The organism is Klebsiella huaxiensis (assembly GCF_003261575.2).
Classification (GTDB): domain Bacteria; phylum Pseudomonadota; class Gammaproteobacteria; order Enterobacterales; family Enterobacteriaceae; genus Klebsiella; species Klebsiella huaxiensis.
This window is the reverse complement of record NZ_CP036175.1, coordinates 3,928,973-3,955,431: the sequence shown is the minus strand read 5'-3', so window position 1 is coordinate 3,955,431 and position 26,459 is coordinate 3,928,973. Positions and strand designations below refer to the sequence as shown.

The window sequence follows — 26,459 nt, the reverse complement described above, 5'->3', positions numbered from 1 at the left end:
GATAACTATGTGACTGGGGTGAACGAGTGCAGCCAACGCACCTGAAACTTGAAGTATGACGGGTATATCTCCCCGGGCGCAGGCTGCGGGGACTTCACGCAAGGAGAAGCATGCTCAATTATGTGATTAAACGCCTGCTGGGGCTGATCCCTACGCTGCTGATTGTGGCGGTGTTGGTGTTTCTGTTCGTGCATATGCTGCCCGGCGATCCGGCGCGGCTAATTGCCGGGCCGGAAGCCGATGCGCAGGTGGTTGGAATGGTCCGCCAGCAACTGGGGCTCGATCAGCCGCTATACGTGCAGTTCTGGCACTATATCAGCAATATTTTGCAGGGGGATTTCGGCACCTCGATGGCTTCGCGCCGTCCGGTAAGCAGCGAAATCGCCAGCCGGTTTATGCCGACGTTCTGGCTAACGCTCGCCAGCATGAGCTGGGCGGTGGTGTTTGGTATGGCGGCGGGGATCGTGGCGGCAGTTTGGCGTAACCGCTGGCCGGATCGTTTAGGTATGGCGCTGGCAGTGACCGGGATCTCATTCCCGGCGTTTGCGCTCGGCATGCTGCTGATGCAAGTCTTTTCCGTTGAGCTGGGCTGGTTGCCGACGGTGGGCGCTGACAGCTGGCGGCACTATATTCTGCCTTCGTTGACGCTAGGAGCGGCGGTAGCGGCTGTGATGGCGCGCTTTACCCGCGCCTCGTTCGTCGATGTTCTGCATGAAGACTACATGCGTACTGCCCGGGCGAAAGGGGTTAGCGAGACGCTGGTGGTGCTTAAGCACGGCCTGCGCAATGCGATGATCCCGGTGGTCACCATGATGGGGTTACAGTTTGGCTTTCTGCTCGGTGGGTCTATCGTGGTGGAGAAGGTCTTTAACTGGCCTGGGCTTGGGCGTTTGCTGGTGGACTCCGTCGAGATGCGCGACTATCCGGTGATTCAGGCGGAAGTGCTGCTGTTTTCGCTGGAGTTTATTCTTATCAATTTAGTGGTGGACGTACTTTATGCCGCCATTAACCCGGCTATCAGGTACAAGTAAGGTGCGATTGCTCAACTGGAGAAGACAAGCGGTTATCAACGCGATGCCGGGGATTAAACCCGGGCAGATACGCACGCCGTGGCATGAGTTCTGGCGACGTTTTCGTCGCCAGCCGGTGGCGATGGGAGCGGGGATATTTGTTCTGCTGCTGATTGCGGTTGCGGTCGTTGCACCGTGGATTGCGCCGTTCGACGCGGAAAACTACTTTGACTACGATCGGCTTAACGACGGCCCGTCAATGATGCATTGGTTCGGTGTCGATTCATTAGGGCGGGATATTTTTAGCCGGGTGCTGGTGGGGGCGCAGATCTCGCTGGCTGCCGGGGTATTCGCGGTATTAATTGGCGCGGTCATTGGTACCGTTCTCGGGCTATTGGCAGGGTATTACGAAGGCTGGTGGGATCGCATTATTATGCGCATCTGCGACGTGCTGTTTGCGTTCCCCGGTATTCTGCTGGCGATTGCCGTGGTAGCGGTCATGGGCAGCGGGATGTCGAATGTGATCATCGCGGTGGCGATCTTTTCGATCCCGGCGTTTGCCCGTCTGGTACGCGGCAATACGCTGGTACTTAAGCAGCAGACCTTTATCGAGTCGGCGCGCAGTATTGGCGCCAGCGATGCCAACATCCTGTTTAACCACATTTTGCCCGGAACGGTATCGTCGATTGTGGTCTATTTTACGATGCGTATCGGGGTGTCGATTATCTCCGCCGCCAGCCTTTCGTTTCTAGGGCTTGGCGCGCAGCCGCCGACCCCTGAGTGGGGTGCGATGCTAAACGAGGCGCGGGCGGATATGGTGATGGCCCCTCACGTTGCGCTGTTCCCGGCGATCGCCATTTTCCTGACGGTACTGGCGTTTAATCTGCTAGGGGACGGCCTGCGCGATGCGCTGGATCCGAAGATAAAGGGATAGGCGTTCGAGGGTTTTGTAGCCCGGATAAGGCGCGTTAGCGCCGCAATCCGGGACACGTTCAGAGGAAGGAATTAAACCCGGCTGCCCCACAGGTCATATTCGTCGGCGTGTTCAATTTTCACTCGCACAACCTCACCCGGTTTAACTTTGCTTTCGCCGTTCAGGTAGACCGCGCCGTCGATTTCCGGGGCATCCGCCATGCTACGGCCAATCGCGCCTTCTTCATCAACTTCATCGATCAGAACCATGATTTCGCGGCCCACTTTCTCCTGCAGACGCTCGGCGGAGATCTGCTGCTGGAGTTGCATAAAGCGGTTCCAGCGCTCTTCTTTTACTTCTTCTGGCACCTGGTCCGCCAGTTCGTTAGCGGTTGCGCCTTCCACCGGGCTGTATTTGAAGCAGCCGACGCGGTCAAGACGAGCCTCTTTCAGGAAGTCGAGCAGCATCTGGAAATCTTCTTCCGTTTCGCCCGGGAAGCCGACGATAAAGGTTGAACGCAGAGTTAGCTCCGGGCAGACTTCGCGCCACTGTTTGATGCGCGCCAGCTGACGGTCAGCGGAGCCAGGACGTTTCATCATTTTAAGAATACGCGGGCTGGCGTGCTGCAGCGGAATATCCAGATACGGCAGAATCTTGCCTTCCGCCATCAGCGGGATGACATCATCAACGTGCGGATACGGGTACACGTAGTGCAGGCGCACCCAAATCCCCAGTTTTGCCAGCTCTTCGCACAGGCTCACCATGCTGGTTTTCACCGGCATACCGTTATGGAAGCCGCTGCGATGCTTGACATCAACGCCGTAGGCGGAGGTGTCCTGGGAAATCACCAGCAGCTCTTTGACCCCGGCATCTGCCAGGCGTTTGGCTTCCGCCAGTACTTCACCAATCGGACGGCTGACAAGGTCGCCGCGCATCGACGGAATAATGCAAAAGGTGCAGCGATGGTTGCAGCCTTCAGAAATTTTTAAGTAGGCGTAATGACGTGGCGTTAGCTTAACGCCCTGTTCCGGCACCAGGCTCAGGAACGGGTTGTGCTTAGGCTTTGGTGCGTAGTGGTGGACGTGCTCCAGCACCTGCTCGTAGCTGTGTGGGCCGGTGATTTCCAGCACTTTCGGATGGACTTCGCGGATTTGATCTTCTTTCGCGCCCAGGCAGCCGGTGACAATCACTTTGCCGTTTTCTTTCAGCGCTTCGCCAATCGCTTCCAGCGACTCCTGCACGGCGCTATCAATAAAGCCGCAGGTGTTTACGATAACCATATCGGCGTTATCGTAGGTTGGAACCACGTCATACCCTTCGGTGCGCAGTTCGGTCAGGATACGTTCTGAGTCCACGAGGTTTTTCGGGCAGCCCAGAGAGACAAAGCCGATTTTCGGCTGATGGGTGACATTGCTCATAGCTTAAAAAGTGTTCAATTATTGGAATGGTCAGGGCAGGGATTTTACAGGTCTTTGCGCAAAATAGTATAGCAACGACATGCTTAATGATGAAAAAGCCCAGGAGGGTATCCTGGGCGTTGAGGAATTACAGCGTTTGTGTGGCGCCTGTACCCGGCGCAGCGCCTGGTGCAGTCGGCTCTCGATTATCGCGAAGCGTGAATATCGAGATCAGAGTAAACAGTCCGGCGATGCCGCCCAGAATATAATATGTGTGCGCGAAGCCGATGGTGTCGTACAAATAGCCCGCCAGCGGTGAGTAAATCGCGGTAGCGATGGAGGCGACAAACAGTACCAGCAGGTAGACCGTCGATGACAGTTTGTTGTCGAAGTTGGCGGCGATAAATTTAAATACTGAAACCAGAATCAGCGGTTTTTCCAGCGCATGCATCATTTTTACCGCACCGATCCACACCGGACCAAGCGGGATAGCAGAGCCGACAATGCGCACCGACATAATCAGTCCGGCGATAATCAGCGCCCACTTCGCGCCGGTGCGGTTAACGAACCACGGCATCAGGCATAAAAACAGCGTTTCGCCGCACACCTGAATGGAAGCCAGAATCCCGTACCATCGGTTGCCTTCTTCCGGTGTCGGGAACTGCAGAGAAAAGTATTGAGCGAACTGCTGGTCATAGGTGTCGTAGATTTGCGTGACGAAAAGGGTAAAGACCAGCAGCATCCAGAACTGTCCGTTCTTCGCCAGCTCCAGAGCATGTGAAACTTTTAGCGAGCTGGTTTTTTGTATTTCCGCTTCGGTCAGTTCAACTTTGGTTAACATAAAACAGATAGCCGCGATAACAATGGCGAAGCTGGCCAGCCAGAAAGCGAGGTTCGGATTGCTGTCGATATATTTGCCGACGATCCACGCCGCAGCCGCCCAGCCTAACGATCCCCACATCCGCACGCGACCATATTCGAACTGATAGCGGCGCGAGATTTTATCGATATACGAATCAATCACCCCGCAGCCGGAGTTGAAAATAATCCCCAGGTATACCCCGCCGAGCAGTGCGCCCAGCCAGAAGCTATGAACCAACAACGGTGCATATAAGTAGATAAAGAACGGGCCAACCGGCAGAAGCATGGCGACCAGGATCCAGATCAGCCGTTTTTTCAGGCCGAACTTGTCGGAAATAAAACCGAAGAAGGGCTGCATCAGCAGGGCGATGAAGGCGTTGACCGAGTAGAGCAAGCCAGTTTTTGTTGCGCTAATCCCAAGATGTTGAGTGGTCCAGATAACGAAAAACGCCATGGTCGAGGACCAGGCGAACAGATAGAGGAAATCGAAAAGACTCAACAAGATATAGTTTCTTTTGCCGGGCGTAATCATTTCTGTTCCTTCAAACGATAGAGACAAAGGTTGCAAACAGGATCGAATCGTTTGCTGTTCTTATTAAATGTTATACGTAATACATTTATTGGAATGATATGACACCTGGAATACTTTTCAGGCAATAAGCATTAAGCTATTTTGTGATCATTGCTGCAATAAATGATTATTCATCGCCAGATTGAAAATTTTATTTTTATGAGAGCGTATAACATTATTGGTGTTTTGGCTTTGAAGGCTGTTTGAACGTAGGGGGAGGATTTTACCCATCGTTGTAACATTGTAAATGATGTTAATGGACTGATATTTATTGATCTCCCTCATCATTTTGTACGAAAAATGACCATATTATAATTATGGTAAAGGACGACAGAGGAGGAGCTATGATGACTGTTGACAAACTATATCGTAACCTTATGAATAAGTTGATTAATGCCAACATTGATCTTGATGCTTATTTACAGTTGCGTAAAGCGAAAGGCTATATGTCGGTCAGCGAAAATGACCATCTACGTGATAACTTGTTTGAACTGTGTCATGAAATGCGTGAACATGCGCCGCGCTTGCAGCACGCCGTTGCGCCGGAGGAAAAGGAAGCTCTGCGGCTTGCGGGCGAGGCCGTCGCTTCTGCGGCGGTGTGCCTGATGAGCGGACATCATGATTGCCCGTCCTACATTGCTGTCAACGTAGATAAGCTGGAAAGCTGTCTGGCGGTATTGACGCTAAATATTCATAAATTGAATAATTCAGTGCCTATTCACCCTGCCTGAGATAAGGGGGAGCCTGCTCCCCCTGATTAATGTTATGTAAAAATCCCTTCCCGTTTCCCCATGCTGGCTACCCTTATCCCATTGCTGACAAAAGGAGTATGCCATGCGCCAGACCGTTACCCTGATAGCCCTTACCGCGTTGTTGTTACCCGTGACAACCTTTGCCGCCCAGGAGCGCGTAGAGGTGTTGCAGGACCAGCTTGAACACCCGTGGGCGCTGGCCTTCCTTCCTGACGACAAAGGAATACTGATTACTCTGCGCGGTGGCGAACTCAAGCTTTGGCAGAAGGGAAAAGGTCTCTCGCCTGCGCTGTCCGGCGTACCGCAGGTATGGGCCAGCGGGCAGGGCGGTTTACTGGATGTTGTACTGGCACCGGATTTCACCCAGTCGCGCCGGGTATGGCTAAGCTACGCCGAAGGCGGCAATGACGGTAAGGCCGGGACTGCTGTGGGCTACGGCCGACTGAGCGAGGACCTCCAGCGGCTGGAAAACTTCCAGGTGGTTTTCCGCCAACTGCCGAAGCTATCAACTGGCAACCATTTTGGCGGACGGCTGGTGTTCGATGGCCACGGTCATCTGTTTATCGGCCTTGGGGAGAATAATCAGCGCTCGACTGCCCAGGATCTGGATAAGCTACAGGGGAAAGTGGTGCGTCTGACAGCTGACGGTAAAATCCCCGCCGATAATCCTTTCGTCGGCAAGCCGGGCGTCAGGCCTGAAATCTGGTCTTACGGTATTCGCAATCCGCAGGGGATGGCGATGAATCCGTGGAGCGATACGCTGTGGTTGAACGAACATGGTCCACGCGGCGGCGATGAGATTAATATTCCGCAAAAAGGTAAGAACTACGGCTGGCCGCTGGCGACACACGGTATTAATTATAGCGGCCTGCCGATTCCGGAGGCTAAAGGTAAGACAGCGGCGGGAACCGAAGCACCGCTGTTTGTCTGGGAAAAATCTCCGGCAGTGAGCGGTATGGCTTTTTACGATGCGACGACTTTCCCACAGTGGCAGCACCGGCTGTTTATCGGTGCGTTGAAGGATGAGTCGCTGATTGTGCTGAAGGTCGATGGCGATAAAGTCACGGAACAGGAGCGAATTCTGGGCGATCGCGGTAAACGAATCCGCGATGTGCGCCCTGGACCCGACGGTTATCTGTATGTGTTAACCGACGAATCCAACGGTGAGCTGCTGAGGGTAAGTCCAGCCGGCTAAATCAGGTGACCGGGATCATCACCACATTGCGCCAGGCCTGACGCTCGTTAATCTGCTGATACCAGCGCTGAAGATGCGGGCGCGGTTGCCAGGTTTTTACGGTTTCCAGCAGGTTATAAACGAACGGTGCGACGGCTATGTCGCCAAGGCCAAAGGTGTCGCCCGAGAGCCACGGATGCCGAGCCAGTTCGTCATCAAGAATGGCAAACAACGCCTCGCAGGCGGCGATACCGGCTTCAATCGCCGCAGGATCGCGTTTTTCCGGTGGCGTCCTGACCAGCCCCATTAAAATCGGCCGATGAGCGGGAGAGAGCGAACCGTTGGACCAGTCCATCCATTTTTCGCCCTGGGCGCGCAGTGCCGGTGACTCTACCCACAGACGGTTCTGACCATATTGCGCGGCCAGATAGCGAATAATAGTATTCGATTCCCAAAGCACGATGTCGGTGGACTCATCTTTTAACAGCGGCACCAGGCCATTGGGATTCATGGCCAGATATTCGGGGTCGTGATTCAGACCAAACTCAAGTCCCGCCAGAATTTGTTGATACGGGAGGTCGAGTTCTTCCAGTACCCAGCGCACTTTTTTCACATTGGTCGAGTTGTTTCTGCCCCACAGCGTAATCATATCCGCTCCTGCTTTTTATTTAGCCGCCATTGCAGCGTAGTGAGCATTCATGTTGGAATAAAGTTAATATTTAGGCAACCGCGATCAAAAAAATTGCTCTGTTTGCGGCAGGGCGTGAGGATATTGCGTAAACTTTAAAAACTTTACCAACTCGCTGTTTCTTTAAGGTCATTTGTACGCTTTACTCACCGGCTGCTGCGGCGCCGAAAGAGTGTGGCGGCATATTTTTGTTTGGAAAGGATACTTGGGTGGCTCTTATGACGCATGATGCTTTTTCCCTTCGCGGCCTCGCGGCAGGCTGCGCGCTTTTATTTCTCGTTGCGCCTGCGGTTCAGGCTGCAGAACAACTCCCCGATGCACCGTCGATTGATGCGCGAGCCTGGATCCTGATGGACTATGCCAGCGGCAAAGTGCTCAGCGAAGGCAATGCTGATGAGAAACTCGACCCGGCAAGTCTGACCAAGATCATGACCAGCTACGTTGTCGGTCAGGCGTTAAAGGCGGGCAAGATTAAGTCTACCGACATGGTGACTATCGGGCGCGATGCATGGGCAACCGGTAACCCGGTGCTGCGCGGCTCTTCGGTGATGTTCCTCAAGCCGGGGATGCAGGTATCGGTAGAAGATCTTAATAAAGGCGTCATCATTCAGTCCGGCAACGATGCCAGCATCGCGATTGCCGACTACGTGGCGGGAAGTCAGGATGCGTTTGTCAGCCTGATGAACGGTTATGCGCAGAAGATGGGCCTGACTAATACCACCTTTATGACCGTGCACGGTCTGGATGCGCCGGGGCAGTTCAGTACCGCCCGTGATATGGCGCTGCTGACTAAAGCGATGATCCATGACGTGCCTGAAGAGTACGCTATTCATAAAGAAAAAGAGTTCACTTTTAACAAGATTCGTCAGCCAAACCGCAACCGGCTGCTGTGGAGCACCAGCTTTAATGCCGACGGCGTGAAAACAGGGACCACCGCAGGGGCAGGTTATAACCTGGTTTCCTCCGCAACGCAGGGCAATGATATGCGCCTGATTGCCGTGGTACTTGGAACCAAAACTGACCGCATCCGTTTTAATGAGTCAGAAAAACTGCTGACCTGGGGCTTCCGCTTTTATGAAACCGTAACGCCGATTAAACCGGATGCTACCTTTATTACCCAACGCGTCTGGTTTGGTGATAGCAGCGAAGCGAAGTTAGGGGCGGGCGAGGCCGGTTCCATTACGCTGCCGAAAGGACAGCTGAAAAACCTGAAGGCCAGCTACACCCTGAACGAAACGCAGCTGACCGCGCCGCTGACCAAAGGCCAGGTCGTGGGTACTATCGACTTTAAACTCAATGATAAAACCATTGAGCAGCGGCCGCTGATCGTCATGGAAGCGGTAAATGAAGGTGGTTTCTTTAGCCGGATGGTTGATTTCGTGCTGATGAAACTGCACGGCTGGTTTGGCGGCTGGTTCTCTTAAGATGCAGGCCGCGCCCTGCGGGGCGCGGTTAGTAGAGTAGTGAAATCTGTTTTTCTTTCGCCAGCGCCTGTAGGTCGTCATCCGGGCAAACGTCGCTGGCAATCACATCAAACTGCGCTAAATCGCCCATTCTCGCCGGTCGAACTTTACCGAATTTACTGTGATCGACCACCAGCACGTGGTAGCGAGCGCTTTTCATTGCCCAGTGTTTGACCGGTAGCTCTTCCAGATTAAAACAGGTTGCGCCCTGCTCGCAGTCAATTCCGGCAGCTGAATAAAACGCGATATCCGGGCAAAGATGGCTCAGCGTATCCTGAAGGCTCAGAGGTTTAAAAATCGCGTTGCTGGCGTGGAATTCGCCGCCGCATAAAATCGCCCGACACTGGGGCTTATCCTGAAGGGAAAGAAAAGTATTGAGCGAATAGCACACGCCAGTAAAGGGCAGGGCGTTGTCGATGGCGTCGATGATCCACGGCGTGGTCGTTCCGCAGTCGAAAAAGGCCATCTGATGAGGCTCTAACAGTTTGGCGGCGTGGCGGGCGGCGCGTCGCTTTTCATCGACCAGGCGCGTTTTTTGGTCGCTTAACAGATAGTGCGTGGCGCTACGCGGCTCCAGCACAATGTAACCGCCGAGCAGCACCACCGGACCATTATGACCATTGAGATCGCGACGAATGGTCATTTCTGACACACCAAGCAGGGTTGCTGCTTCTTTTAGATGGAGTTTATCACTGCGCTTGAGTGCCTGAATAAGCTGGCTGATGCGTTCGTCACGACGAGTTTCCATATTCCCTCTAAGCTCAAAGCGCCCTGCATCGACAGGGCGTCAGCGGCAATTTTACCTGCCGAAAGAGGGTTAGTCACGCGGTGGAATAGCGCCGTGACTACGCGATGGGTTTCTCAGGAATAAGATTATCCGCGCACCCAGCCTTTGCGGATTGGCAACGAAAAAAACAGGCGGTACAGCCGTTGTAGATGCAGGTAAAGGCTATGTCCTCCGCTATGCCACAATAGCTGGGCGCTAAGGCAGGCGCTCATGGCGGTCAGCAGTCCACCCAGCATGTCCATTGGCCAGTGGACGCCGAGATAAACCCGGGACCAGGCGATTGCGCAGGCAATACCGAGGAGCAATGCGCCAGACCACAGTCGATGCCAGAACATAAAGGCCAACGCAAAGGTAAAGCAGATAGTACCGTGATTGCTCGGAAAGGAGTTATTTGGCGAATGGTGCAGGAAGTTATAGCCAACACCGGCGGCAAACGGACGTTCGTGCGGAAAAAAAACACCAAATATCCATGAAAGCGTGAGGCTAATAGCTAGCGCAATCATGACCTTAAATACCAACTGGCGCTGATTGGGCCCCCATAGCCATAAGGCTAACACGAGTAATGGCATAATAATAATCAGGTCTTTGGCGATAAGCGTCGCGATTTCAATCGCCCACCAGGGGGAATCGGGAGTTGCATTGAGCAATGCAAACAGCGCGTAGTTGATATTTTCCAGCATACATCCAGGCTCTTTAGTCCGTCAGCAATAAGCCGCCTACCTTAAAAAAGGGTGGCGATGAGGTAAAGCAGTATTGTCTTAATTATCAGTTTGTTACGAATTTATACGTATTTGTGCCTTCGTTAACAGACTGCAATGGAGAGTATATAGCCTGTAATCTAATTGAAACATAAACGAAATATATACAGTTGGCTTTTCATTTGCTGATGGCGATGTTGTCACCTGAGTGGCGCTATTTTTCGTTGTCGCTCACAATTCGCTGTCTCACCGGCTCGACTTTCATTAAACTTTGCGCGGTTTTATTTAAATAAGAGATTTCATGCAGAATTATTCGCTTTCGGGCAAGCGCCTCGGACGTCAGGCCTTGCTGTTTCCGCTGTGCCTGGTGCTCTACGAATTTTCCACTTATATCGGCAACGACATGATCCAACCGGGAATGCTCTCGGTGGTGGAAGAGTTCGGCGTTGGCAATGAGTGGGTTCCGACCTCGATGACCGCTTATCTGGCTGGCGGTATGTTTTTACAGTGGCTGCTGGGGCCGCTGTCGGACCGTATCGGCCGTCGTCCGGTGATGCTGACCGGTGTCGTGTGGTTTATCATGACCTGTCTGGCGACGCTGCTGGCGCAAACAATTGAGCAGTTTACGCTGCTGCGCTTTTTGCAGGGTATCAGCCTCTGTTTTATTGGCGCGGTCGGCTATGCGGCGATACAGGAGTCCTTTGAAGAGGCGGTTTGTATCAAGATTACCGCCCTGATGGCTAACGTTGCGCTGATTGCGCCGCTTCTCGGGCCGCTGGTGGGGGCTGCCTGGGTTCACGTTCTGCCGTGGGAAATGATGTTTGTCCTTTTCGCCGTGTTGGCGGCTATCGCTTTCGTTGGCCTACAGCGGGCGATGCCGGAAACCGCCACTCGGATGGGCGAGAAACTGTCGGTAAAAGAGCTGGGGCGCGATTACCGTGAGGTGCTGAAAAACCTGCGCTTTGTCGCCGGAGCGCTGGCAACCGGTTTTGTCAGCCTGCCGCTGCTGGCATGGATTGCTCAATCGCCGGTGATAATTATCAGCGGCGAGAAGGCGACCAGCTACGAATACGGACTGCTGCAGGTGCCCATTTTTGGCGCGTTGATTGCCGGTAACCTGGTGCTGGCGCGCCAGACTTCACGCAAAACGGTGCGTTCGCTGATTATTCTCGGCGGCTGGCCGATTATGATTGGCCTGCTAATTTCTGCGGTGGCAACGGTCGCCTCGACGCACGCCTATCTGTGGATGACCGCCGGGCTGAGCGTTTACGCGTTCGGCATTGGTCTGGCGAACGCTGGCCTGGTGCGCCTGACGCTGTTTGCCAGTGAGATGAGCAAGGGGACGGTGTCGGCGGCGATGGGCATGCTGCAAATGCTGATCTTTACCGTTGGCATTGAAGTCAGTAAGCATGCCTATGAATCTGGCGGTAGCGGGATTTTCAGCTTGTTAAACTTGCTGAGTGGGGTGCTGTGGCTGGCAATGACGGTCTACTTCCTGAAGGATAAGAGCGTGGGTAATGCCCACGAGCCGCAGTAATTCTATAATACCCTGCTGCGAAATCAGGCGCCGCAGCAGGGATGACGTCAGGCGAACGGCGCTTCGCGATTTAGTACTTTATCAATAATATGCAGCACGCCTTCTTCGTTATTGTGCGGCGCATCGTAGCCAGCAACGGCTTTCACCGGGGCGGCAGCATTGGCCATAGCAAATCCGAAACCGGCGTGTTGCAGCATCTCTATATCGTTGCCGCTATCACCAAAAGCCACAACTTCATGGTTCTCAATGCCCCAGCGCTCCTGCAGGATACGCAGGCCGTTGGCTTTATGGACCCCGGGAATTATCAGGTCAATGCTGCCGTAACCGGTGGCAACCGCAGTCACCATGTCGCCCAGTGCAGCGTGCAGCTTCGGCTGCATCTGCGGGATCAGGTGATCCGGTACGTTGAGGCCGAATTTCAGAATCACATCATCAATCTGATTAAAGTCGTCGACCAGTTCAAGGCGATGATAATACTTCGCTGCGATCGCCTTCAGTTCATCGTTATATTGATTGAGGGTATAAGCGCTGCGTTTACCGCAGGCGATAATTTCAATATCAGTCAGCGTTTGCAGATGATCGATGACGGTATTGAAATGCGCTTTTGGTATTTGGCAGTTAAATACGTCGTCCCCGGCGCTGACCACCCAACCGCCGTTTTCGGCGACAAAAGCAATCTCATTGGCTACCTCAGGGAAGAACGAAATCAACTGGTAATACTGGTTGCCGCTGGCCACGACGAAGCGGATATCTTGTTCACGCATTCGCTGGTATTGGGCAAGGAATCGCTGGCGGTTATAGGTTTTGGCATCGCTTAAGAAGGTGCCATCCATGTCTACCGCAATCAATTTGATGCTCATTAACTGTTCTCCAAAACAGGTTCAGGTTGTGGTTTCGCCACCGCGCGAGCGACCAGTGCTGCCACCAGGACCAGCGCCAGCACGACCATCATCGCGCTGCGCAGGCCAAAATGTTCGCCAAGGAAGCCCAGCAGCGGCGGGCCGACGAGAAAGGCGAGGTAGCCAGTGATCGCCACGATGCTTACACGCTTCGGTGCATCGGGCCCGGTATCGCTGGCGGCGGAAATAGTCAGCGGGAAGCCCAGCGAAGCACCGAGGCCCCATAACAGCACGGAAATGCCGGCGACCCACGGACTATCGACAAAAATAATCAGCGCAATGCCCAGCGCGCCCATCACCGCGCTGGCGCGAACGACGGTTACCCGGCTGTAGCGGTCGATAAACCAACCGCCGGTAAAGCGACCGATGGTCATTCCGAGCGTGAAGCCTGCGTAAATCAACGAGCCGGAGGTTGGGCTGAAGCCATGGCCATCCACCATTAACAGCGGTAACCAGTCGTTGGCGGAACCTTCGGCAAAGGCCATTGCCAGCACGATTAACCCAATGAGTAACAGTTGCGTATCACGCCAGACCGGCAGTCCTTTTCCTTCGTGGCGTGCGGCTTCCGCAGCATTTTTGCCGGTACCGTCGGGGATGGCGCGAATGGCGACGGCAATAGGGAGGATAGCCACCAGCGCCGCCAGCAGAATATGCGGCGCGGCGGGTAGGCCGAAACCGGTGACCGCCATGCCAATCCCGGCACCGATCAGCGTGCCGAAGCTGTAGAAGCCATGCATCATCGGCAGGACGGTTTTATTCATTTCACGTTCAACGGCAGCGCCTTCAACGTTAATCGCCACCTCGGCTGAGCCAAAGCTGGCACCAAAGATGGCCAGCCCAAGAGCAAATAGAACGGCTGATGTAAACCACAGCGCGACGCTGAGCACCAGCATCCCTACCACCGCGCAGGACATGGTGGCGCGAATGACTTTACGGGTGCCGAAACGATTGACCAGCCACGCGGAGCAGAGAATTCCGCTCATTGAACCTATCGATAGTCCAAATAATACAATCCCCATTTCCGCCGTGGATAGCGTCAGCAAATCGCGTATCGCTGGCGTGCGGGTTGCCCATGAGGCCATGAGTAATCCGGGAATAAAAAAGAACATGAAGAGCGCCCACAGCCGTAGCTGGAGGGCTCTGCGGGAGGTTTGTGCTGTCATCCGTAAATGCCCGTGAGTGAAGAGATAGAGACAACAGTAGCAAGGTTGTGTACATTTGTACATATAGGTTGCTTGCTGCTGGCCGCTTTTTTATTGACCTCAATGACTCGATTCAGCCTGAGGGATATATTAAGCGCGTGCCGTGAGAGTATGCGTCCATTTGAATAAAAGAGGGAAACTTATGGCTCGTCGACCGAACGACCCACAGCGTCGGGAGCGCATTTTGCAGGCGACGCTGGACACGATTGCTATACATGGAATTCATGCGGTCACGCATCGCAAAATCGCCAGCTGTGCCGGTGTTCCACTGGGCTCGCTGACTTACTATTTCAGCGGTATTGAGGCGCTGGTCGAGGAGGCATTCAGCGTATTTACCGGCCAGATGTCGGTACAGTACCAGCAGTTCTTCGCGAACGTAAGCAGCCGTGAAGAGGCGTGCGACGCCATTGCTGAGCTGATTTTTAGCGCCCAGGTTACCACCGCGCGCAATATGGAACTGATGTACCAGCTTTACGCCTTTTGCAGCAGCCAGCCGAATTTAAAAGCAGTGATGCAGAACTGGATGTTACGCAGCCAACAAACCCTCGAGCAGTGGTTTGAACCGGCAACAGCCCGCGGGCTGGATGCATTCATTGAGGGTATGACGCTACATTTCGTCACCGACAGAGCGCCGCTATCAAGAGAAGCGATTCGGCTAATGGTGGGGAGGCTGGCAGGGGAGTGAGCGGGGCGCAGAAAACAAAAAACCCATCAACCTTGAACCTAAGCGGCGGGGTTGATGGGCTCCACAAAATGGGGACATCAAAGAAAAGCAGTGGCACTACTTATGACTGATGCCAGTAAAAAAAGTTCTGAGAATATGCGTTTTTTTCTGAAAAATTTACTGTAGCCCTGGCCAAATGATGACAATTAGCGTACCTGCCAGGGTTAACAATACGTTAGCGATAGCATAGGTCCCGGCGTATCCCAGTGCCGGGATGTTGCTGCGCGCGGTGTCGCTGATAATTTCCATTGCAGGCGCACAGGTGCGGGCTCCCATCATCGCGCCGAATAGCATGGCGCGGTTCATGCGCAGGACGTACGCGCCGAACAAGAAGCAGATAACCACCGGCACCAGGCTGACGATGAGACCCGCTGCCAGCATCTGGCCACCGACGGCGCCCAGGCCGTTATTAATCCCCGCGCCCGCGCTGAGGCCGACACCGGCCATAAACACCATCAATCCGAACTCTTTCACCATATTCAGCGCCCCCTGGGGGATATAGCCGAACGTCGGATGGTTAGCTCGCAGAAAGCCGAGCATGATCCCGGCAAACAACAGACCAGCGGCGTTACCGATGCCGAAGCTGAACGAACTGAACTGGAAGGTGATCATGCCGATCATCAGGCCGACGATGAAGAAGGCGCAGAAGGCGAGCAGGTCGGTCACCTGGCTGTGAATAGAGATAAAGCCGATACGGTCTGCGACAGTTTTAACGCGACGCGCGTCGCCGCTGACCTGTAACACATCGCCCTTATTAAGCACCACGTTATCGTCAATGGGCATTTCGATTTGGCTGCGGATCACGCGGTTTAAGAAGCAACCGTGATCGGTTAACTTCAGCTGCGCCAGACGACGGCCAACGGCATTGTGATTTTTTACCACGATCTCTTCAGTGACGATGCGCATGTCCAGCAGGTCGCGGTCGAAGACCTCTTTGCCGTTACGAAAGCTCGGGTCGAGACGGGCATGGGCATCTGGGTAGCCTACCAGCGCGATATCATCGCCCATCTGCAATACCGCGTCACCGTCTGGGTTAGCGAGAATGCCGTTACGGCGAATTCGCTCGATATAGCAGCCGGTCTGGCGATAAATACCCAGCTCGCGCAGGTTTTTGCCGTCGGCCCATGCCACCAGCTCCGGGCCGACGCGATAGGCGCGGATCACCGGCAGATAGACCTTGCGCCGGGAATCGTTATCGAGGCCACGTTCGCGGGCGATTTGCTGGGCGCTGGTTTGCAAATCCTGGTGCTGTAGTTTGGGCATATAGCGCGCGCCAACAATCAGGCTCACCAGGCCAACCAGGTAGGTCAGAGCGTAGCCAAGACTCAGGTGATCGAGTGAGGCGGCGAGCTGCTCGCTGGACATGCCGAAGTGGCGTAGTGTATCGCCAGCGCCGACCAGCACCGGGGTTGAGGTCATTGCCCCGGCGAGCATCCCGGCCGTCAGGCCGATATCCCAGCCGAACAGCTTACCCAGACCCATGGCGATGAGCATTGCGCTACCGACCATTACCAGAGCCAGCATCAGGTAATTTTTCCCATCGCGAAAAAAAATAGAAAAAAAGTTGGGACCCGCTTCCACGCCGACACAAAAAATAAACAGCATAAAGCCGAGATTTAGGGCATCAGTGTTAATACTAAAATGTTGCTGGCCTAATAATAACGAAACGACTAAAACGCCAATGGAATTACCAAGTTGTACTGACCCGAGACGCAGTTTCCCGAGGCAAAGACCTAATGCAAGAACAACGAACAATAACAGGATGTAATTCCCGTTTAACAAATCTGCGACGTTTATATTCACGAAAGCCAACTTCTCATTTACTAGTAAGTTGTTGAAGGAAATGGTTATTTGGTCTAAGGTTGCTCCAGTGTTCGCGCTGTCACGAACGCTATTCTGGCATCCCGTTATAACCAGCAAAATATAGTCGATAGTTTAATCCTTCCTGGAGGCTTCGGCTAGTAACAATCGTTTTTGCACTGGCGGGATCTTTAATTGGAATGGACTGCCAGAATCTTTATCTGACTGGACGAAGTGGAAGTTGGTTAGAGGCAAAATCAGGAGGATGTAGTGAAATCTGAGCGTGCTTGGGCCGGTATAATCTGTGGGTTCTTTCTATTTATTGTGGTTTGTTTATCACTGCTGTTACATATGAAAGGCGCCTTTCGGGCCACCGGTAATCCCGAGCTCGGGCTACTGTTTTTTTTACTCCCCGGCGCTGCGGCAAGCTGCCTCTCACCTGGACAGCGGGTTATTCGTCCCCTTATCGGCGCGATGCTGGCGGCCCCCATTTGTCTGGTAGTAATGCGGCTTTTCTTTGTGACTCAGCGTTCTTTCTGGCAGGAGCTGGCGTGGTTGTTTAGCGCGGTGTTCTGGTGCGCGCTTGGCGCATTATGCTTTCTGTTTATTTGCGCCTGGCTTGATACCAGACGCAAGCACTCATCAGAAGATTGAGCCGTCTCAGGCAAATAGACCCAAATTCTCTTTCGCCCAGGCTTCAAAATCCGTGCAGCCGCCGATGTGTTTCTGATCGACAAAAATCTGCGGTACGGTTTCTACCGGTTTGCCCACGGTTTTTTCCAGATCGGCTTTGCTGATGCCTTCGGCATGAATATCAATGTAGCGATAGTTGAAATCATCACGCTCATTAGTCAACTTTTCAGCCAGTTCTTTGGCGCGAACGCAATACGGACAACCTGGACGACCAAAAATTACGGTAAACATCGTTTCTCTCCTTAAATCTCAGCCTAATGGCGAATGGGGCGTATCATGACGCGTTATGCCGACGAGGGAAAGAAGGTTCTGCCTTTTGCTTCGATGGTTTAGGGCTATGTTTGATAAATACTCTGGCGATGAAACCGCTATACTGGCCCTGTTGCGTGACCCGTTCTCGCTGGGTTGTACGAATCATTTGGACCGGAGGAGTGTTATGCGATCGCCCGCTGCATTGCCAAAAAGCGTGCTGGTGGTTGAGATTCTCGGCATGGTGTTGTTGACCCTGGCCTGGCTATCGCTCAATCAGTACGTCAGTCTACCCGCGCCGTTTTCCAGCCCGACGGCTGCGCTATTGATGATTTTCGCGGGGATCCTGCTGATGCTCCCGGCCGCCGTGGCGTTAATGTGGCGGGTGGCGAAAGTGATTGCCCCCCAGTTGACGCAAACCAAAACCCCACCTTCTTACTTGTCTGACAGAGAAAAACGAGATGACGCCGACCATTGAGCTGCTGCGTAGCCACCGTTCTATTCGCCATTTTACCGACGCGCCTATTAGTGATGAACAGCGCGCTGCGATTATTGCCGGTGCACAGGGGGCTTCCAGCTCCAGTTTTTTACAATGTACCTCAATCATTCGTGTTACCGATCCACAGCTGCGTCAACAGCTGGTGACAATGAGCGGCGGCCAGAAGCACGTGGCGCAGGCAGCCGAATTCTGGGTGTTCTGCGCCGACTTTAACCGCAATCAGCAAATTTGCCCCGATGCCCAACTGGGACTGGCGGAACAATTGCTGCTGGGTTGCGTTGATACCGCGATTATGGCGCAGAATGCGCTGGTGGCGGCAGAGTCTCTGGGATTGGGCGGTGTCTATATCGGCGGCTTGCGCAACAATATTGACGCGGTGACCGAACTGCTGAAGCTGCCGCAGCACGTACTGCCGCTGTTCGGTCTATGCCTTGGCTGGCCCGCAGACAACCCGGACGTAAAACCGCGCATGCCATCGGCGATGCTGGTGCACGAAAACAGTTATCAGCCGCTAGACGATACGGTACTTAGCGAATATGACGAGCAACTGGCGCAGTATTATCTGTCACGTGGGAGCAACACGCGTCGTGATACCTGGAGCGACCATATCCGTCGTACTATTGTTAAAGAGAGTCGCCCGTTTATTCTTGAATATCTGCATAAGCAGGGATGGGCTACGCGCTGATTGCGTGTAAACTGCCCCGGCCTGACGCCAGGCGATTTTGCAAGGTCAGCGTAAAATTGAGTCGTTGTTAGCTATCAAAGGCCCGCCAAAGCGGGTCTTTTCGCAGAGGTACAGGGTGAAAATTGCCATATTATCCCGGGATGGAACGCTTTATTCATGTCGACGCCTGCGTGAAGCCGCGCATAAACGCGGTCATCAGGTCGAAATCCTCGATCCACTTTCTTGCTATATGAACGTCAGTCCGGTGGCCTCATCGATTCACTATAAAGGCCGCCAGCTACCGCATTTCGATGCTGTGATCCCTCGCATCGGTTCAGCGATCACCTATTACGGCACCGCCGCGCTGCGACAGTTTGAGCTGCTGGGCAGCTATCCGTTGAATGAGTCTGTCGCTATTACGCGCGCCCGTGACAAGCTGCGCTCGCTACAGCTGCTGGCGCGTCAGGGGATTGACCTGCCGCTCACCGGGATTGCCCATTCACCGGATGATACCAGCGACCTGATCGCGATGGTGGGCGGTGCGCCGCTGGTGGTAAAACTGGTGGAAGGTACGCAGGGCATCGGCGTGGTGCTGGCCGAAACCCGCCAGGCGGCGGAGAGCGTGATTGACGCATTTCGCGGTCTGAACGCTCATATTCTGGTGCAGGAGTATATCGCCGAGGCGAAAGGTCGGGATGTGCGCTGCCTGGTGGTGGGCAATGAAGTGGTGGCGGCGATTGAACGCCGGGCGAAGGAGGGCGACTTCCGTTCCAATCTGCATCGCGGTGGTGTGGCGACGGTCGCGACCATCAGCGAGCAAGAGCGAGAAATGGCGATTAAAGCCACGCAAACGCTGGGGTTGGATGTGGCGGGCGTCGATATTTTGCGTGCTACGCGCGGCCCGCTGGTGATGGAAGTGAATGCTTCTCCTGGCCTGGAAGGCGTTGAAACCACAACGGGGGCGGATATTGCCGGGCGAATGATTGACTGGATTGAACGTCAGGCAACACCGGGGTTTTGTCTGAAAATGGGAGGTTAGTTCCCTTTCACGACAGCGTCATGGTACGCGACGCTTTTTTTGCGTAAGCTATGGCGTCGCATTTTCCACAGCAAGAGGTCACAGGTCATATGGATTCACTGGTCGTTCCGGGTCTTGATACGTTACGTCAATGGCTCGACGAATTGGGCATCAGCTTTTTTGAGTGTGATTCCTGCCAGGCGTTACATCTGCCGCATATGCAGAATTTCGAAGGCATTTTTGATGCCAAACTCGACCTGGTGGACAACGTGGTACTCTTTTCCGCTCTGGCGGAAGTTAAGCCCTCTGCGCTGCTCCCGCTCTCTGCCGATCTTTCAGCGATTAACGCCAGTTCGTTGACCGTGAAGGCTTTTCTCGATATTCAGGATGATAATCTGCCGAAACTGGTGGTGTGCCAGGCGCTGATCGTAGGTGTCGGTATTACCTTTGATCAGTTCGCGTGGTTTTTCCGTCAGAGCGAAGAACAGATTTCAATGGTTATGCTCGAAGCCAGCGCCAATCAGGTGTTGTATAAGCCTGAGGAAGAAGAGCCCGTTGCTGAGAGTATCCAGTACCATTTTCTTCACTAAGCCTGTCGAAAAATAGCGCAGCCACTACCATAGCGGCTGCGTATTTCCCGCTTTTATTCTGCCATTAACCTTTCTTTAAAGAATTTTTCACCGCCATTCTGCCGCTTTCGGCTTATCACATAGACCCTTATTGCATAAAAAATTGATAAAAGCCGTTTTTTTACCTGGGCTATAGCCTCTTATTCTGGCTACAGTTATTCTGACGATGCTTCCAGTTGCGGGCAACCATTCCGGGAGAGGTCCTCTCTCCTTTTCTTAGGCAATGAAAAAATATGCATGATTATTGCATGCAAACAAGTGCGTATATTCAGCCCGCTTGTTAACGGGCATTGAGAAGGAATAAGAGATATGACCGCCTTTGGTAAAAAATGGTTAACAGGTCTGGTTACGGGTGCGCTGATGGCCGTTTCTGCCGGTTCGCTCGCAGCCGAACAAAAAACCCTGCATGTTTATAACTGGTCTGATTATATTGCGCCGGATACGGTGGCGAATTTTGAAAAAGAGACCGGTATTAAAGTGGTATATGACGTTTTTGATTCCAATGAAGTGCTGGAAGGAAAATTAATGGCGGGCAGCACCGGTTTTGACCTGGTGGTGCCATCGGCGAGCTTCCTCGAACGCCAGCTGGCGGCAGGGGTTTTCCAGCCGCTGGATAAGAGCAAGCTCCCCAACTGGAAAAACCTCGATCCTGAAGTGCTGAAGCTGGTGGCGAAGCACGACCCGGACAATAAATACGCGATACCGTACCTGTGGGCGACCACTGGAATTGGCTACAACGTGGATAAAGTCAAAGCCGTTCTGGGCAAAGATGTACCGCTGGACAGCTGGGATCTGGTGATGAAACCGGAAAACCTGGAGAAACTGAAAAGCTGCGGCGTCTCATTCCTGGATGCTCCGGAAGAGATTTTCGCCACCGTGCTGAACTATCTCGGCAAAGATCCGAACAGCAGTAAAGCCGATGATTACACTGGCCCGGCGACCGACCTGCTGCTTAAGCTGCGTCCGAACATCCGCTATTTCCACTCCTCGCAGTACATCAATGACCTTGCCAACGGCGATATCTGCGTTGCTATCGGCTGGGCGGGCGACGTATGGCAGGCGGCTAATCGGGCGAAAGAAGCGAAGAACGGCGTAAACGTCTCCTACTTTATTCCGAAGGAGGGTGCGTTGGCGTTCTTTGATGTCTTCGCCATGCCTGCGGATGCCAAAAATAAAGATGAGGCTTATCAGTTCCTTAATTATCTGATGCGTCCGGATGTCATCGCGCATATTAGCGATCACGTTTATTACGCTAACGGTAACAAAGCCTCTACGCCGCTGGTTAGCGAAGAGATTCGTAATAATCCGGCAATTTATCCACCAGCTGACGTATTCGCCAAGCTGTTCACCCTGAAAGTACAGGATCCGAAAATCGACCGAGTGCGTACTCGCGCATGGACAAAAGTGAAAAGCGGGAAATAACGACTTTTAATACCGTTGTCCGGTGGCGCTAATGCTACCGGGCCTACAAAACCCGTAGGCCGGGCAAGCGCTAGCGCTGCCCGGCGATACGCACCATAACAGTGCGTTTGCACCAGTTTTGATTTCTGCCGGAGAACACCCCGTGAATGACGCAACCCCCCGCCCGCAGGCAAAAGCCCCCAAAGCGCTGACCCCGCTACTGGAAATCCGTAATCTAACCAAGTCGTTTGATGGGCAGCACGCCGTCGACGATGTCAATCTCACCATTTACAAAGGCGAAATTTTTGCCCTGCTGGGCGCATCCGGCTGTGGTAAATCGACCCTGCTGCGCATGCTGGCGGGTTTTGAACAGCCAACAGCTGGGCAGATTGTTCTCGATGGCGTCGATCTGGCGCGGGTGCCGCCGTATCAGCGGCCTATCAACATGATGTTTCAGTCCTACGCGCTGTTTCCGCATATGACGGTGGAGCAGAATATCGCCTTTGGCCTCAAGCAGGACAAGCTGCCAAAAGCTGAAATCACCAGCCGGGTGCAGGAGATGCTGGCGTTGGTGCATATGCAGGAGTTCGCGAAGCGCAAACCGCATCAGCTTTCTGGTGGCCAGCGCCAGCGCGTGGCGCTGGCCCGCAGCCTGGCGAAAAGGCCAAAGCTGCTGCTGCTTGATGAGCCGATGGGGGCGCTGGACAAAAAGCTGCGCGATCGGATGCAGCTGGAAGTGGTCGATATCCTTGAACGCGTTGGGGTGACCTGCGTGATGGTGACCCACGATCAGGAAGAGGCGATGACTATGGCGGGACGCATCGCCATTATGAACCGCGGCAAGTTTGTGCAAATTGGCGAGCCGGAGGAGATTTACGAGCATCCGACCACCCGCTACAGCGCGGAGTTTATCGGTTCGGTAAACGTCTTCGAAGGACTGGTGAAAGAGCGTCAGGAAGATGGCCTGGTGCTGGATTCGCCGGGGCTGACGCATCCGCTGAAGGTCGATCCGGATGCTTCCGTCGTCGATAACGTCCCGGTGTGGGTAGCCCTGCGTCCGGAGAAAATCATGCTCTGCGAAGATCCGCCTGCGGATGGCTACAACTTTGCGGTGGGCGAAGTTATCTATATCGCCTATCTCGGTGACCTGTCTATCTATCATGTACGCCTGAAAAGCGGGCAGATGATCAGCGCCCAGCTACAAAACGAACACCGCTACCGCAAAGGTGCGCCAACGTGGGGCGATGAGGTTCGTTTGTGCTGGGACGCCGATAGCTGCGTTGTGCTGACGGTGTAAGGAGAGGGCGATGAGTACATTAGAACCTCCGTCAGGCGCTAAAAAGCCGGGCGGTTTTGCGCTGTGGCTGGCGCGCCTGCAAATGTCTCACGGGCGCAAACTGGTGATTGCGCTACCTTACGTGTGGCTGATTTTGCTGTTCCTGCTGCCGTTCCTGATTGTGTTTAAAATCAGCCTGGCGGAAATGGCGCGGGCGATCCCGCCTTATACCGATCTGCTGGAATGGGCTGACGGCCAGCTGACGTTGACGCTGAATCTAGGCAATTTCCTGCAGCTCACCGACGATCCGCTCTATTTCGAAGCGTATTTACAGTCGCTTCAGGTGGCGGGGATCTCGACGTTCTGCTGCCTGTTGATGGGCTACCCGCTGGCGTGGGCTGTCGCGCACAGTAAACCATCGACGCGCAACATCCTGCTGCTGCTGGTTATCCTGCCATCGTGGACGTCGTTCCTGATCCGCGTCTATGCCTGGATGGGACTGCTGAAAAGCAACGGCGTACTGAATAACTTCCTGTTGTGGCTGGGGGTTATCGATCAGCCGCTGGAGATCCTGCATACCAACCTTGCGGTCTATATCGGCATTGTATACGCCTATCTGCCGTTTATGGTGTTGCCGATTTATACCGCTCTGACGCGCATTGATTACTCACTGGTCGAGGCGTCGCTGGATCTGGGCGCCAGACCGCTGAAAACCTTCTTCCAGGTGATCGTTCCGCTCACCAAAGGCGGCATTATCGCCGGGTCGATGCTGGTGTTTATTCCGGCGGTAGGGGAGTTCGTTATCCCGGAACTGCTGGGCGGCCCGGACAGCATTATGATTGGCCGCGTGCTGTGGCAGGAGTTCTTTAATAACCGCGACTGGCCGGTAGCCTCGGCGGTGGCGATCGTGATGCTGTTACTGCTGATCGTACCGATCATGTGGTTTCACAAGCATCAGCAAAAACAGGTGGGGGAACACGGATGAATAATTTGCCGGTAGTCCGTTCGCCGTGGCGAATTTTGATTCTGGTGCTCGGCTTTACTTTTTTGTATGCGCCAATGCTGATGCTGGTGATTTACTCGTTCAACAGCTCGAAGCTGGTGACGGTCTGGGCTGGGTGGTCGACGCGTTGGTATCGCGAGCTTTTTCATGACGATGCGATGATGAGCGCGGTGGGACTGAGCCTGACCATTGCCGCCTGCGCCGCGACGGCGGCGGTTATCCTTGGCACTATTGCTGCGGTAGTGATGGTGCGTTTTGGCCGCTTCCGCGGTTCAAACGGCTTTGCCTTTATGATCACCGCGCCGCTGGTAATGCCCGATGTAATAACGGGTTTGTCGCTGCTGCTGTTGTTTGTTGCGTTAGGGCACTCTATTGGCTGGCCGTCGGATCGCGGAATGCTGACGATCTGGCTGGCGCACGTCACCTTCTGTACCGCCTACGTCGCGGTGGTCATTTCTTCGCGTCTGCGCGAGCTGGACCACTCAATTGAAGAGGCAGCGATGGATCTTGGCGCTGCGCCGCTTAAAGTCTTCTTTGTCATTACGCTGCCGATGATTATGCCGGCGGTCGTTTCGGGCTGGCTGCTGGCGTTCACTTTGTCGCTGGACGACCTGGTAATTGCCAGCTTTGTTTCCGGCCCGGGCGCGACAACGCTGCCGATGCTGGTCTTCTCCAGCGTGCGCATGGGCGTCAATCCGGAGATTAACGCCCTGGCGACCTTAATCCTCGGCGTGGTCGGGATTGTCGGTTTTATCGCCTGGTATTTAATGGCTCGCGCGGAAAAGCAGCGGGTGCGTGATATCCAGCGTGCAAGAAGGGGCTGAACCGCCTAAAATCTGCAATAGAGTTAACATCGGCGCCGCATTTGTGGCGCCGTTTTCATGGAAGACTTTACGTTGGGATTGTTTACTAAAACGCGTTCATCTCATGCTCGTCTTAACGTTCCTGCGCTGGTGCAGGTGGCGGCTTTCGCCATTATTTTAATCCGCGGCCTGGATTTGCTGATGATCCTCAATCAGCTTGGCGTTCAGGGTATTGAAGAGTTCGTTCATCGCAGCGTACAGACGTGGGCGTTAACCCTGGTTTTCCTCTCAAGCCTGGTGCTGGTGTTCGTTGAAATCTGGTGCGCGTTTTCGCTGGTAAAAGGGCGTAATTGGGCGCGCTGGCTGTTCCTGTTGACTCAGATTATCGTGATTGGCTACCTGTGGGCCGCTTCTCTGGGCTACGGTTATCCGGAGCTCTTTAGCATCGCCGGAGAGTCGAAGCGTGAAATATTCCGTTCTCTGGTGCTGCAAAAACTGCCGGATCTGCTGGTGCTGGCCATTCTGTTTGTTCCTACACCGTGCCGACGCTTTTTCCGTTTACAGTAACGGTGATACAATCCCCGCCCCTGTTTTTTTGAAGGTCTTGTTATGCACTGCGCACTTTATGACGCGAACCGCTGTCGCTCCTGCCAGTGGCTCGAACTACCGATATCTCAACAGCTCGCCGATAAAATGGCCGACCTGCGTACGCTGTTGACGGATGCTCCGGTAGCCAACTGGTGCGCGCCGGTGTGCGGCCCGGAAACCGGGTTTCGCAACAAAGCGAAAATGGTGGTCAGCGGTAGCGTGGAACGCCCGCTCCTCGGGATGCTGCACCGTGATGGTGGGGCAGAAGACCTGACTGATTGCCCGCTTTACCCGCAAAGTTTTGCCCCCGTATTTGCCGCGCTTAAACCGTTTATCGCCCGTGCCGGACTCACGCCCTACAACGTGGCCCGTAAACGCGGCGAGCTGAAGTATATTCTGCTCACCGAAAGCCAGCAGGATGGCGGTATGATGCTGCGCTTTGTTCTGCGCTCAGAGACCAAGCTTGCCCAACTGCGCGCGGCGCTGCCGGAGCTACAGGCACAGCTTCCGCAACTGAAAGTGATTACCGCCAATATTCAGCCGGTGCATATGGCTATCATGGAGGGAGAGCAGGAAATCTTCCTCACTGACCAGCAGGCGCTGGCGGAAAATTTCAACGGCTTGCCGCTGTGGATCCGCCCGCAGAGCTTCTTTCAGACTAACCCGGTGGTTGCCAGCCAGCTGTATGCCACCGCTCGCGACTGGGTGCGCCAGCTACCGATTAACCATATGTGGGATCTCTTCTGCGGCGTTGGCGGCTTTGGACTGCACTGCGCCACACCGCAGATGCGCCTGACCGGGATTGAGATCGCCCCGGAAGCCATCGCCTGCGCAAAACAGTCGGCGGCGGAGTTAGGTTTACTCAATTTGCATTTTCAGGCGCTCGACTCTACGCAGTTTGCTACTGGTGAAGGTGAGGTTCCGGAGCTGGTACTGGTGAATCCGCCGCGTCGCGGTATTGGCAGCGAGCTGTGCGACTATTTAAGCCGCATGGCGCCAGACTTTATTATCTACTCCAGCTGTAACGCCCGGACGATGGCGAAAGATATCACTCGTCTGACCGGGTATCGTATCGAACGCGTGCAGCTGTTCGATATGTTCCCCCACACCGCCCACTATGAGGTGCTGACCCTACTGGTTCGCGAAGTATAACTAAAATG

27 protein-coding genes are annotated in these 26,459 nt (G+C 54.1%); 18 read left to right on the top strand and 9 right to left on the bottom strand.

What is annotated here, in order from left to right; genetic code table 11:
* The first annotated feature begins 110 nt into the window (after positions 1–110).
* Together gsiC and gsiD are read left to right on the top strand one after the other, a co-directional pair.
* Positions 111–1,031: a glutathione ABC transporter permease GsiC gene (gene gsiC, locus DA718_RS18980; protein WP_112214697.1), complete on the top strand. Its 921-nt coding sequence runs from the start codon at positions 111–113 to the stop codon at positions 1,029–1,031.
* Position 1,032: 1 nt separating this feature from the next.
* Positions 1,033–1,944 (top strand): glutathione ABC transporter permease GsiD, encoded by a 912-nt coding sequence (gsiD, locus tag DA718_RS18975; protein WP_112214696.1) that lies wholly within the window; start codon positions 1,033–1,035, stop codon positions 1,942–1,944.
* Between the two features lie 71 nt (positions 1,945–2,015).
* Here the strand turns inward: gsiD and rimO are convergent, their stop codons facing one another.
* Together rimO and DA718_RS18965 are read right to left on the bottom strand one after the other, a co-directional pair.
* A complete protein-coding gene (rimO, locus tag DA718_RS18970) occupies positions 2,016–3,341 on the bottom strand; it encodes a 30S ribosomal protein S12 methylthiotransferase RimO (RefSeq protein WP_112214695.1) in 1,326 nt (441 codons plus the stop codon).
* A 127-nt stretch (positions 3,342–3,468) separates the two neighbouring features.
* A complete protein-coding gene (locus DA718_RS18965) occupies positions 3,469–4,710 on the bottom strand; it encodes an oligosaccharide MFS transporter (protein WP_167492882.1) in 1,242 nt (413 codons plus the stop codon).
* 389 nt (positions 4,711–5,099) lie between these two features.
* Here DA718_RS18965 and bssR point away from each other — a divergent pair, with 389 nt between their 5' ends.
* Positions 5,100–5,483 carry a biofilm formation regulator BssR gene (gene bssR / locus DA718_RS18960; protein WP_112214734.1) on the top strand — a complete coding sequence of 128 codons (384 nt, stop codon included), beginning with the start codon at positions 5,100–5,102 and terminating at the stop codon, positions 5,481–5,483.
* Positions 5,484–5,586: 103 nt separating this feature from the next.
* On the top strand, positions 5,587–6,699 hold the full coding sequence (locus DA718_RS18955) for a PQQ-dependent sugar dehydrogenase (RefSeq protein ID WP_112214693.1): 1,113 nt from the start codon (positions 5,587–5,589) through the stop codon (positions 6,697–6,699).
* Position 6,700: 1 nt separating this feature from the next.
* Here DA718_RS18955 and DA718_RS18950 read toward each other — a convergent pair whose 3' ends face one another.
* On the bottom strand, positions 6,701–7,327 hold the full coding sequence (locus DA718_RS18950; protein ID WP_110275308.1) for a glutathione S-transferase family protein: 627 nt from the start codon (positions 7,325–7,327) through the stop codon (positions 6,701–6,703).
* Between the two features lie 257 nt (positions 7,328–7,584).
* Between DA718_RS18950 and dacC the strand changes: the two genes are divergently transcribed.
* Positions 7,585–8,790 carry a serine-type D-Ala-D-Ala carboxypeptidase gene (gene dacC, locus DA718_RS18945; protein ID WP_110275306.1) on the top strand — a complete coding sequence of 402 codons (1,206 nt, stop codon included), beginning with the start codon at positions 7,585–7,587 and terminating at the stop codon, positions 8,788–8,790.
* A gap of 28 nt (positions 8,791–8,818) precedes the next feature.
* Here the strand turns inward: dacC and deoR are convergent, their stop codons facing one another.
* Positions 8,819–9,577 carry a DNA-binding transcriptional repressor DeoR gene (gene deoR / locus DA718_RS18940; protein WP_110275304.1) on the bottom strand — a complete coding sequence of 253 codons (759 nt, stop codon included), beginning with the start codon at positions 9,575–9,577 and terminating at the stop codon, positions 8,819–8,821.
* Positions 9,578–9,702: 125 nt separating this feature from the next.
* On the bottom strand, positions 9,703–10,296 hold the full coding sequence (gene ybjG / locus DA718_RS18935) for an undecaprenyl-diphosphate phosphatase (RefSeq protein WP_112214692.1): 594 nt from the start codon (positions 10,294–10,296) through the stop codon (positions 9,703–9,705).
* Between the two features lie 319 nt (positions 10,297–10,615).
* Here ybjG and DA718_RS18930 point away from each other — a divergent pair, with 319 nt between their 5' ends.
* A complete protein-coding gene (locus tag DA718_RS18930) occupies positions 10,616–11,851 on the top strand; it encodes an MFS transporter (RefSeq protein WP_112214691.1) in 1,236 nt (411 codons plus the stop codon).
* Positions 11,852–11,898: 47 nt separating this feature from the next.
* Here the strand turns inward: DA718_RS18930 and DA718_RS18925 are convergent, their stop codons facing one another.
* Both DA718_RS18925 and DA718_RS18920 read right to left on the bottom strand, forming a co-directional pair.
* Positions 11,899–12,711 carry a Cof-type HAD-IIB family hydrolase gene (locus tag DA718_RS18925; RefSeq protein WP_112214690.1) on the bottom strand — a complete coding sequence of 271 codons (813 nt, stop codon included), beginning with the start codon at positions 12,709–12,711 and terminating at the stop codon, positions 11,899–11,901.
* Positions 12,711–13,913, bottom strand: coding sequence for an MFS transporter (locus DA718_RS18920; RefSeq protein WP_112214689.1), 1,203 nt, complete (start codon positions 13,911–13,913; stop codon positions 12,711–12,713). The genes DA718_RS18925 and DA718_RS18920 overlap by 1 nt, the downstream gene beginning before the upstream one ends.
* Before the next feature lie 181 nt (positions 13,914–14,094).
* Between DA718_RS18920 and DA718_RS18915 the strand changes: the two genes are divergently transcribed.
* Positions 14,095–14,637, top strand: a complete 543-nt coding sequence (locus tag DA718_RS18915) for a TetR/AcrR family transcriptional regulator (RefSeq protein WP_112214688.1) — start codon at positions 14,095–14,097, stop codon at positions 14,635–14,637.
* A gap of 156 nt (positions 14,638–14,793) precedes the next feature.
* On the opposite strand, the gene DA718_RS18910 is transcribed toward DA718_RS18915, so the two are convergent.
* Entirely contained in the window at positions 14,794–16,479 is a 1,686-nt protein-coding gene (locus DA718_RS18910; RefSeq protein WP_112214733.1) for an aspartate:alanine antiporter, read from the bottom strand.
* Positions 16,480–16,746: 267 nt separating this feature from the next.
* On the opposite strand from DA718_RS18910, the gene ybjM reads away from it, so the two are divergent.
* A complete protein-coding gene (ybjM, locus tag DA718_RS18905) occupies positions 16,747–17,130 on the top strand; it encodes an inner membrane protein YbjM (protein ID WP_110275284.1) in 384 nt (127 codons plus the stop codon).
* Positions 17,131–17,136: 6 nt separating this feature from the next.
* Here ybjM and DA718_RS18900 read toward each other — a convergent pair whose 3' ends face one another.
* Complete coding sequence (locus DA718_RS18900) at positions 17,137–17,400, bottom strand: GrxA family glutaredoxin (RefSeq protein WP_110275282.1); 264 nt, start codon at positions 17,398–17,400, stop codon at positions 17,137–17,139.
* A gap of 205 nt (positions 17,401–17,605) precedes the next feature.
* Here DA718_RS18900 and DA718_RS18895 point away from each other — a divergent pair, with 205 nt between their 5' ends.
* The 10 genes from DA718_RS18895 (at position 17,606) to rlmC (ending at position 26,451) form a co-directional block, all read left to right on the top strand.
* Positions 17,606–17,896, top strand: coding sequence for a YbjC family protein (locus DA718_RS18895; protein WP_110275280.1), 291 nt, complete (start codon positions 17,606–17,608; stop codon positions 17,894–17,896).
* Complete coding sequence (nfsA, locus tag DA718_RS18890) at positions 17,880–18,602, top strand: nitroreductase NfsA (protein ID WP_112214687.1); 723 nt, start codon at positions 17,880–17,882, stop codon at positions 18,600–18,602. The genes DA718_RS18895 and nfsA overlap by 17 nt, the downstream gene beginning before the upstream one ends.
* A 115-nt stretch (positions 18,603–18,717) precedes the next feature.
* On the top strand, positions 18,718–19,620 hold the full coding sequence (gene rimK / locus DA718_RS18885) for a 30S ribosomal protein S6--L-glutamate ligase (protein ID WP_112214686.1): 903 nt from the start codon (positions 18,718–18,720) through the stop codon (positions 19,618–19,620).
* Positions 19,621–19,709: 89 nt separating this feature from the next.
* Complete coding sequence (locus tag DA718_RS18880) at positions 19,710–20,189, top strand: type III secretion system chaperone family protein (protein ID WP_112214685.1); 480 nt, start codon at positions 19,710–19,712, stop codon at positions 20,187–20,189.
* Positions 20,190–20,537: 348 nt separating this feature from the next.
* Positions 20,538–21,650, top strand: coding sequence for a spermidine/putrescine ABC transporter substrate-binding protein PotF (potF, locus tag DA718_RS18875; protein ID WP_112214684.1), 1,113 nt, complete (start codon positions 20,538–20,540; stop codon positions 21,648–21,650).
* A gap of 142 nt (positions 21,651–21,792) precedes the next feature.
* Complete coding sequence (potG, locus tag DA718_RS18870; RefSeq protein ID WP_110275273.1) at positions 21,793–22,926, top strand: putrescine ABC transporter ATP-binding subunit PotG; 1,134 nt, start codon at positions 21,793–21,795, stop codon at positions 22,924–22,926.
* Positions 22,927–22,936: 10 nt separating this feature from the next.
* On the top strand, positions 22,937–23,890 hold the full coding sequence (gene potH, locus DA718_RS18865) for a putrescine ABC transporter permease PotH (protein WP_112214683.1): 954 nt from the start codon (positions 22,937–22,939) through the stop codon (positions 23,888–23,890).
* Entirely contained in the window at positions 23,887–24,732 is an 846-nt protein-coding gene (gene potI / locus DA718_RS18860; RefSeq protein ID WP_110275269.1) for a putrescine ABC transporter permease PotI, read from the top strand. Before potH ends, potI begins: the two co-directional genes overlap by 4 nt.
* 57 nt (positions 24,733–24,789) lie before the next feature.
* Complete coding sequence (locus tag DA718_RS18855; RefSeq protein ID WP_112214682.1) at positions 24,790–25,278, top strand: YbjO family protein; 489 nt, start codon at positions 24,790–24,792, stop codon at positions 25,276–25,278.
* A gap of 42 nt (positions 25,279–25,320) precedes the next feature.
* Complete coding sequence (gene rlmC, locus DA718_RS18850) at positions 25,321–26,451, top strand: 23S rRNA (uracil(747)-C(5))-methyltransferase RlmC (RefSeq protein WP_112214681.1); 1,131 nt, start codon at positions 25,321–25,323, stop codon at positions 26,449–26,451.
* Positions 26,452–26,459: the final 8 nt, after the last annotated feature.

Excerpts from the sequence above, each read along its gene's own strand:
- gsiC (WP_112214697.1), top strand. The coding sequence starts at position 111 with ATGCTCAATTATGTGATTAAACGCCTGCTGGGGCTGATCCCTACGCTG.
- rimO (WP_112214695.1), bottom strand. The coding sequence starts at position 3,341 with ATGAGCAATGTCACCCATCAGCCGAAAATCGGCTTTGTCTCTCTGGGC.
- bssR (WP_112214734.1), top strand. The coding sequence starts at position 5,100 with ATGACTGTTGACAAACTATATCGTAACCTTATGAATAAGTTGATTAAT.
- DA718_RS18955 (WP_112214693.1), top strand. The coding sequence starts at position 5,587 with ATGCGCCAGACCGTTACCCTGATAGCCCTTACCGCGTTGTTGTTACCC.
- DA718_RS18950 (WP_110275308.1), bottom strand. The coding sequence starts at position 7,327 with ATGATTACGCTGTGGGGCAGAAACAACTCGACCAATGTGAAAAAAGTG.
- dacC (WP_110275306.1), top strand. The coding sequence starts at position 7,585 with ATGACGCATGATGCTTTTTCCCTTCGCGGCCTCGCGGCAGGCTGCGCG.
- deoR (WP_110275304.1), bottom strand. The coding sequence starts at position 9,577 with ATGGAAACTCGTCGTGACGAACGCATCAGCCAGCTTATTCAGGCACTC.
- ybjG (WP_112214692.1), bottom strand. The coding sequence starts at position 10,296 with ATGCTGGAAAATATCAACTACGCGCTGTTTGCATTGCTCAATGCAACT.
- DA718_RS18930 (WP_112214691.1), top strand. The coding sequence starts at position 10,616 with ATGCAGAATTATTCGCTTTCGGGCAAGCGCCTCGGACGTCAGGCCTTG.
- DA718_RS18925 (WP_112214690.1), bottom strand. The coding sequence starts at position 12,711 with ATGAGCATCAAATTGATTGCGGTAGACATGGATGGCACCTTCTTAAGC.
- DA718_RS18920 (WP_112214689.1), bottom strand. The coding sequence starts at position 13,913 with ATGACAGCACAAACCTCCCGCAGAGCCCTCCAGCTACGGCTGTGGGCG.
- DA718_RS18915 (WP_112214688.1), top strand. The coding sequence starts at position 14,095 with ATGGCTCGTCGACCGAACGACCCACAGCGTCGGGAGCGCATTTTGCAG.
- DA718_RS18900 (WP_110275282.1), bottom strand. The coding sequence starts at position 17,400 with ATGTTTACCGTAATTTTTGGTCGTCCAGGTTGTCCGTATTGCGTTCGC.
- DA718_RS18895 (WP_110275280.1), top strand. The coding sequence starts at position 17,606 with ATGCGATCGCCCGCTGCATTGCCAAAAAGCGTGCTGGTGGTTGAGATT.
- nfsA (WP_112214687.1), top strand. The coding sequence starts at position 17,880 with ATGACGCCGACCATTGAGCTGCTGCGTAGCCACCGTTCTATTCGCCAT.
- DA718_RS18880 (WP_112214685.1), top strand. The coding sequence starts at position 19,710 with ATGGATTCACTGGTCGTTCCGGGTCTTGATACGTTACGTCAATGGCTC.
- potF (WP_112214684.1), top strand. The coding sequence starts at position 20,538 with ATGACCGCCTTTGGTAAAAAATGGTTAACAGGTCTGGTTACGGGTGCG.
- potH (WP_112214683.1), top strand. The coding sequence starts at position 22,937 with ATGAGTACATTAGAACCTCCGTCAGGCGCTAAAAAGCCGGGCGGTTTT.
- potI (WP_110275269.1), top strand. The coding sequence starts at position 23,887 with ATGAATAATTTGCCGGTAGTCCGTTCGCCGTGGCGAATTTTGATTCTG.
- DA718_RS18855 (WP_112214682.1), top strand. The coding sequence starts at position 24,790 with ATGGAAGACTTTACGTTGGGATTGTTTACTAAAACGCGTTCATCTCAT.
- rlmC (WP_112214681.1), top strand. The coding sequence starts at position 25,321 with ATGCACTGCGCACTTTATGACGCGAACCGCTGTCGCTCCTGCCAGTGG.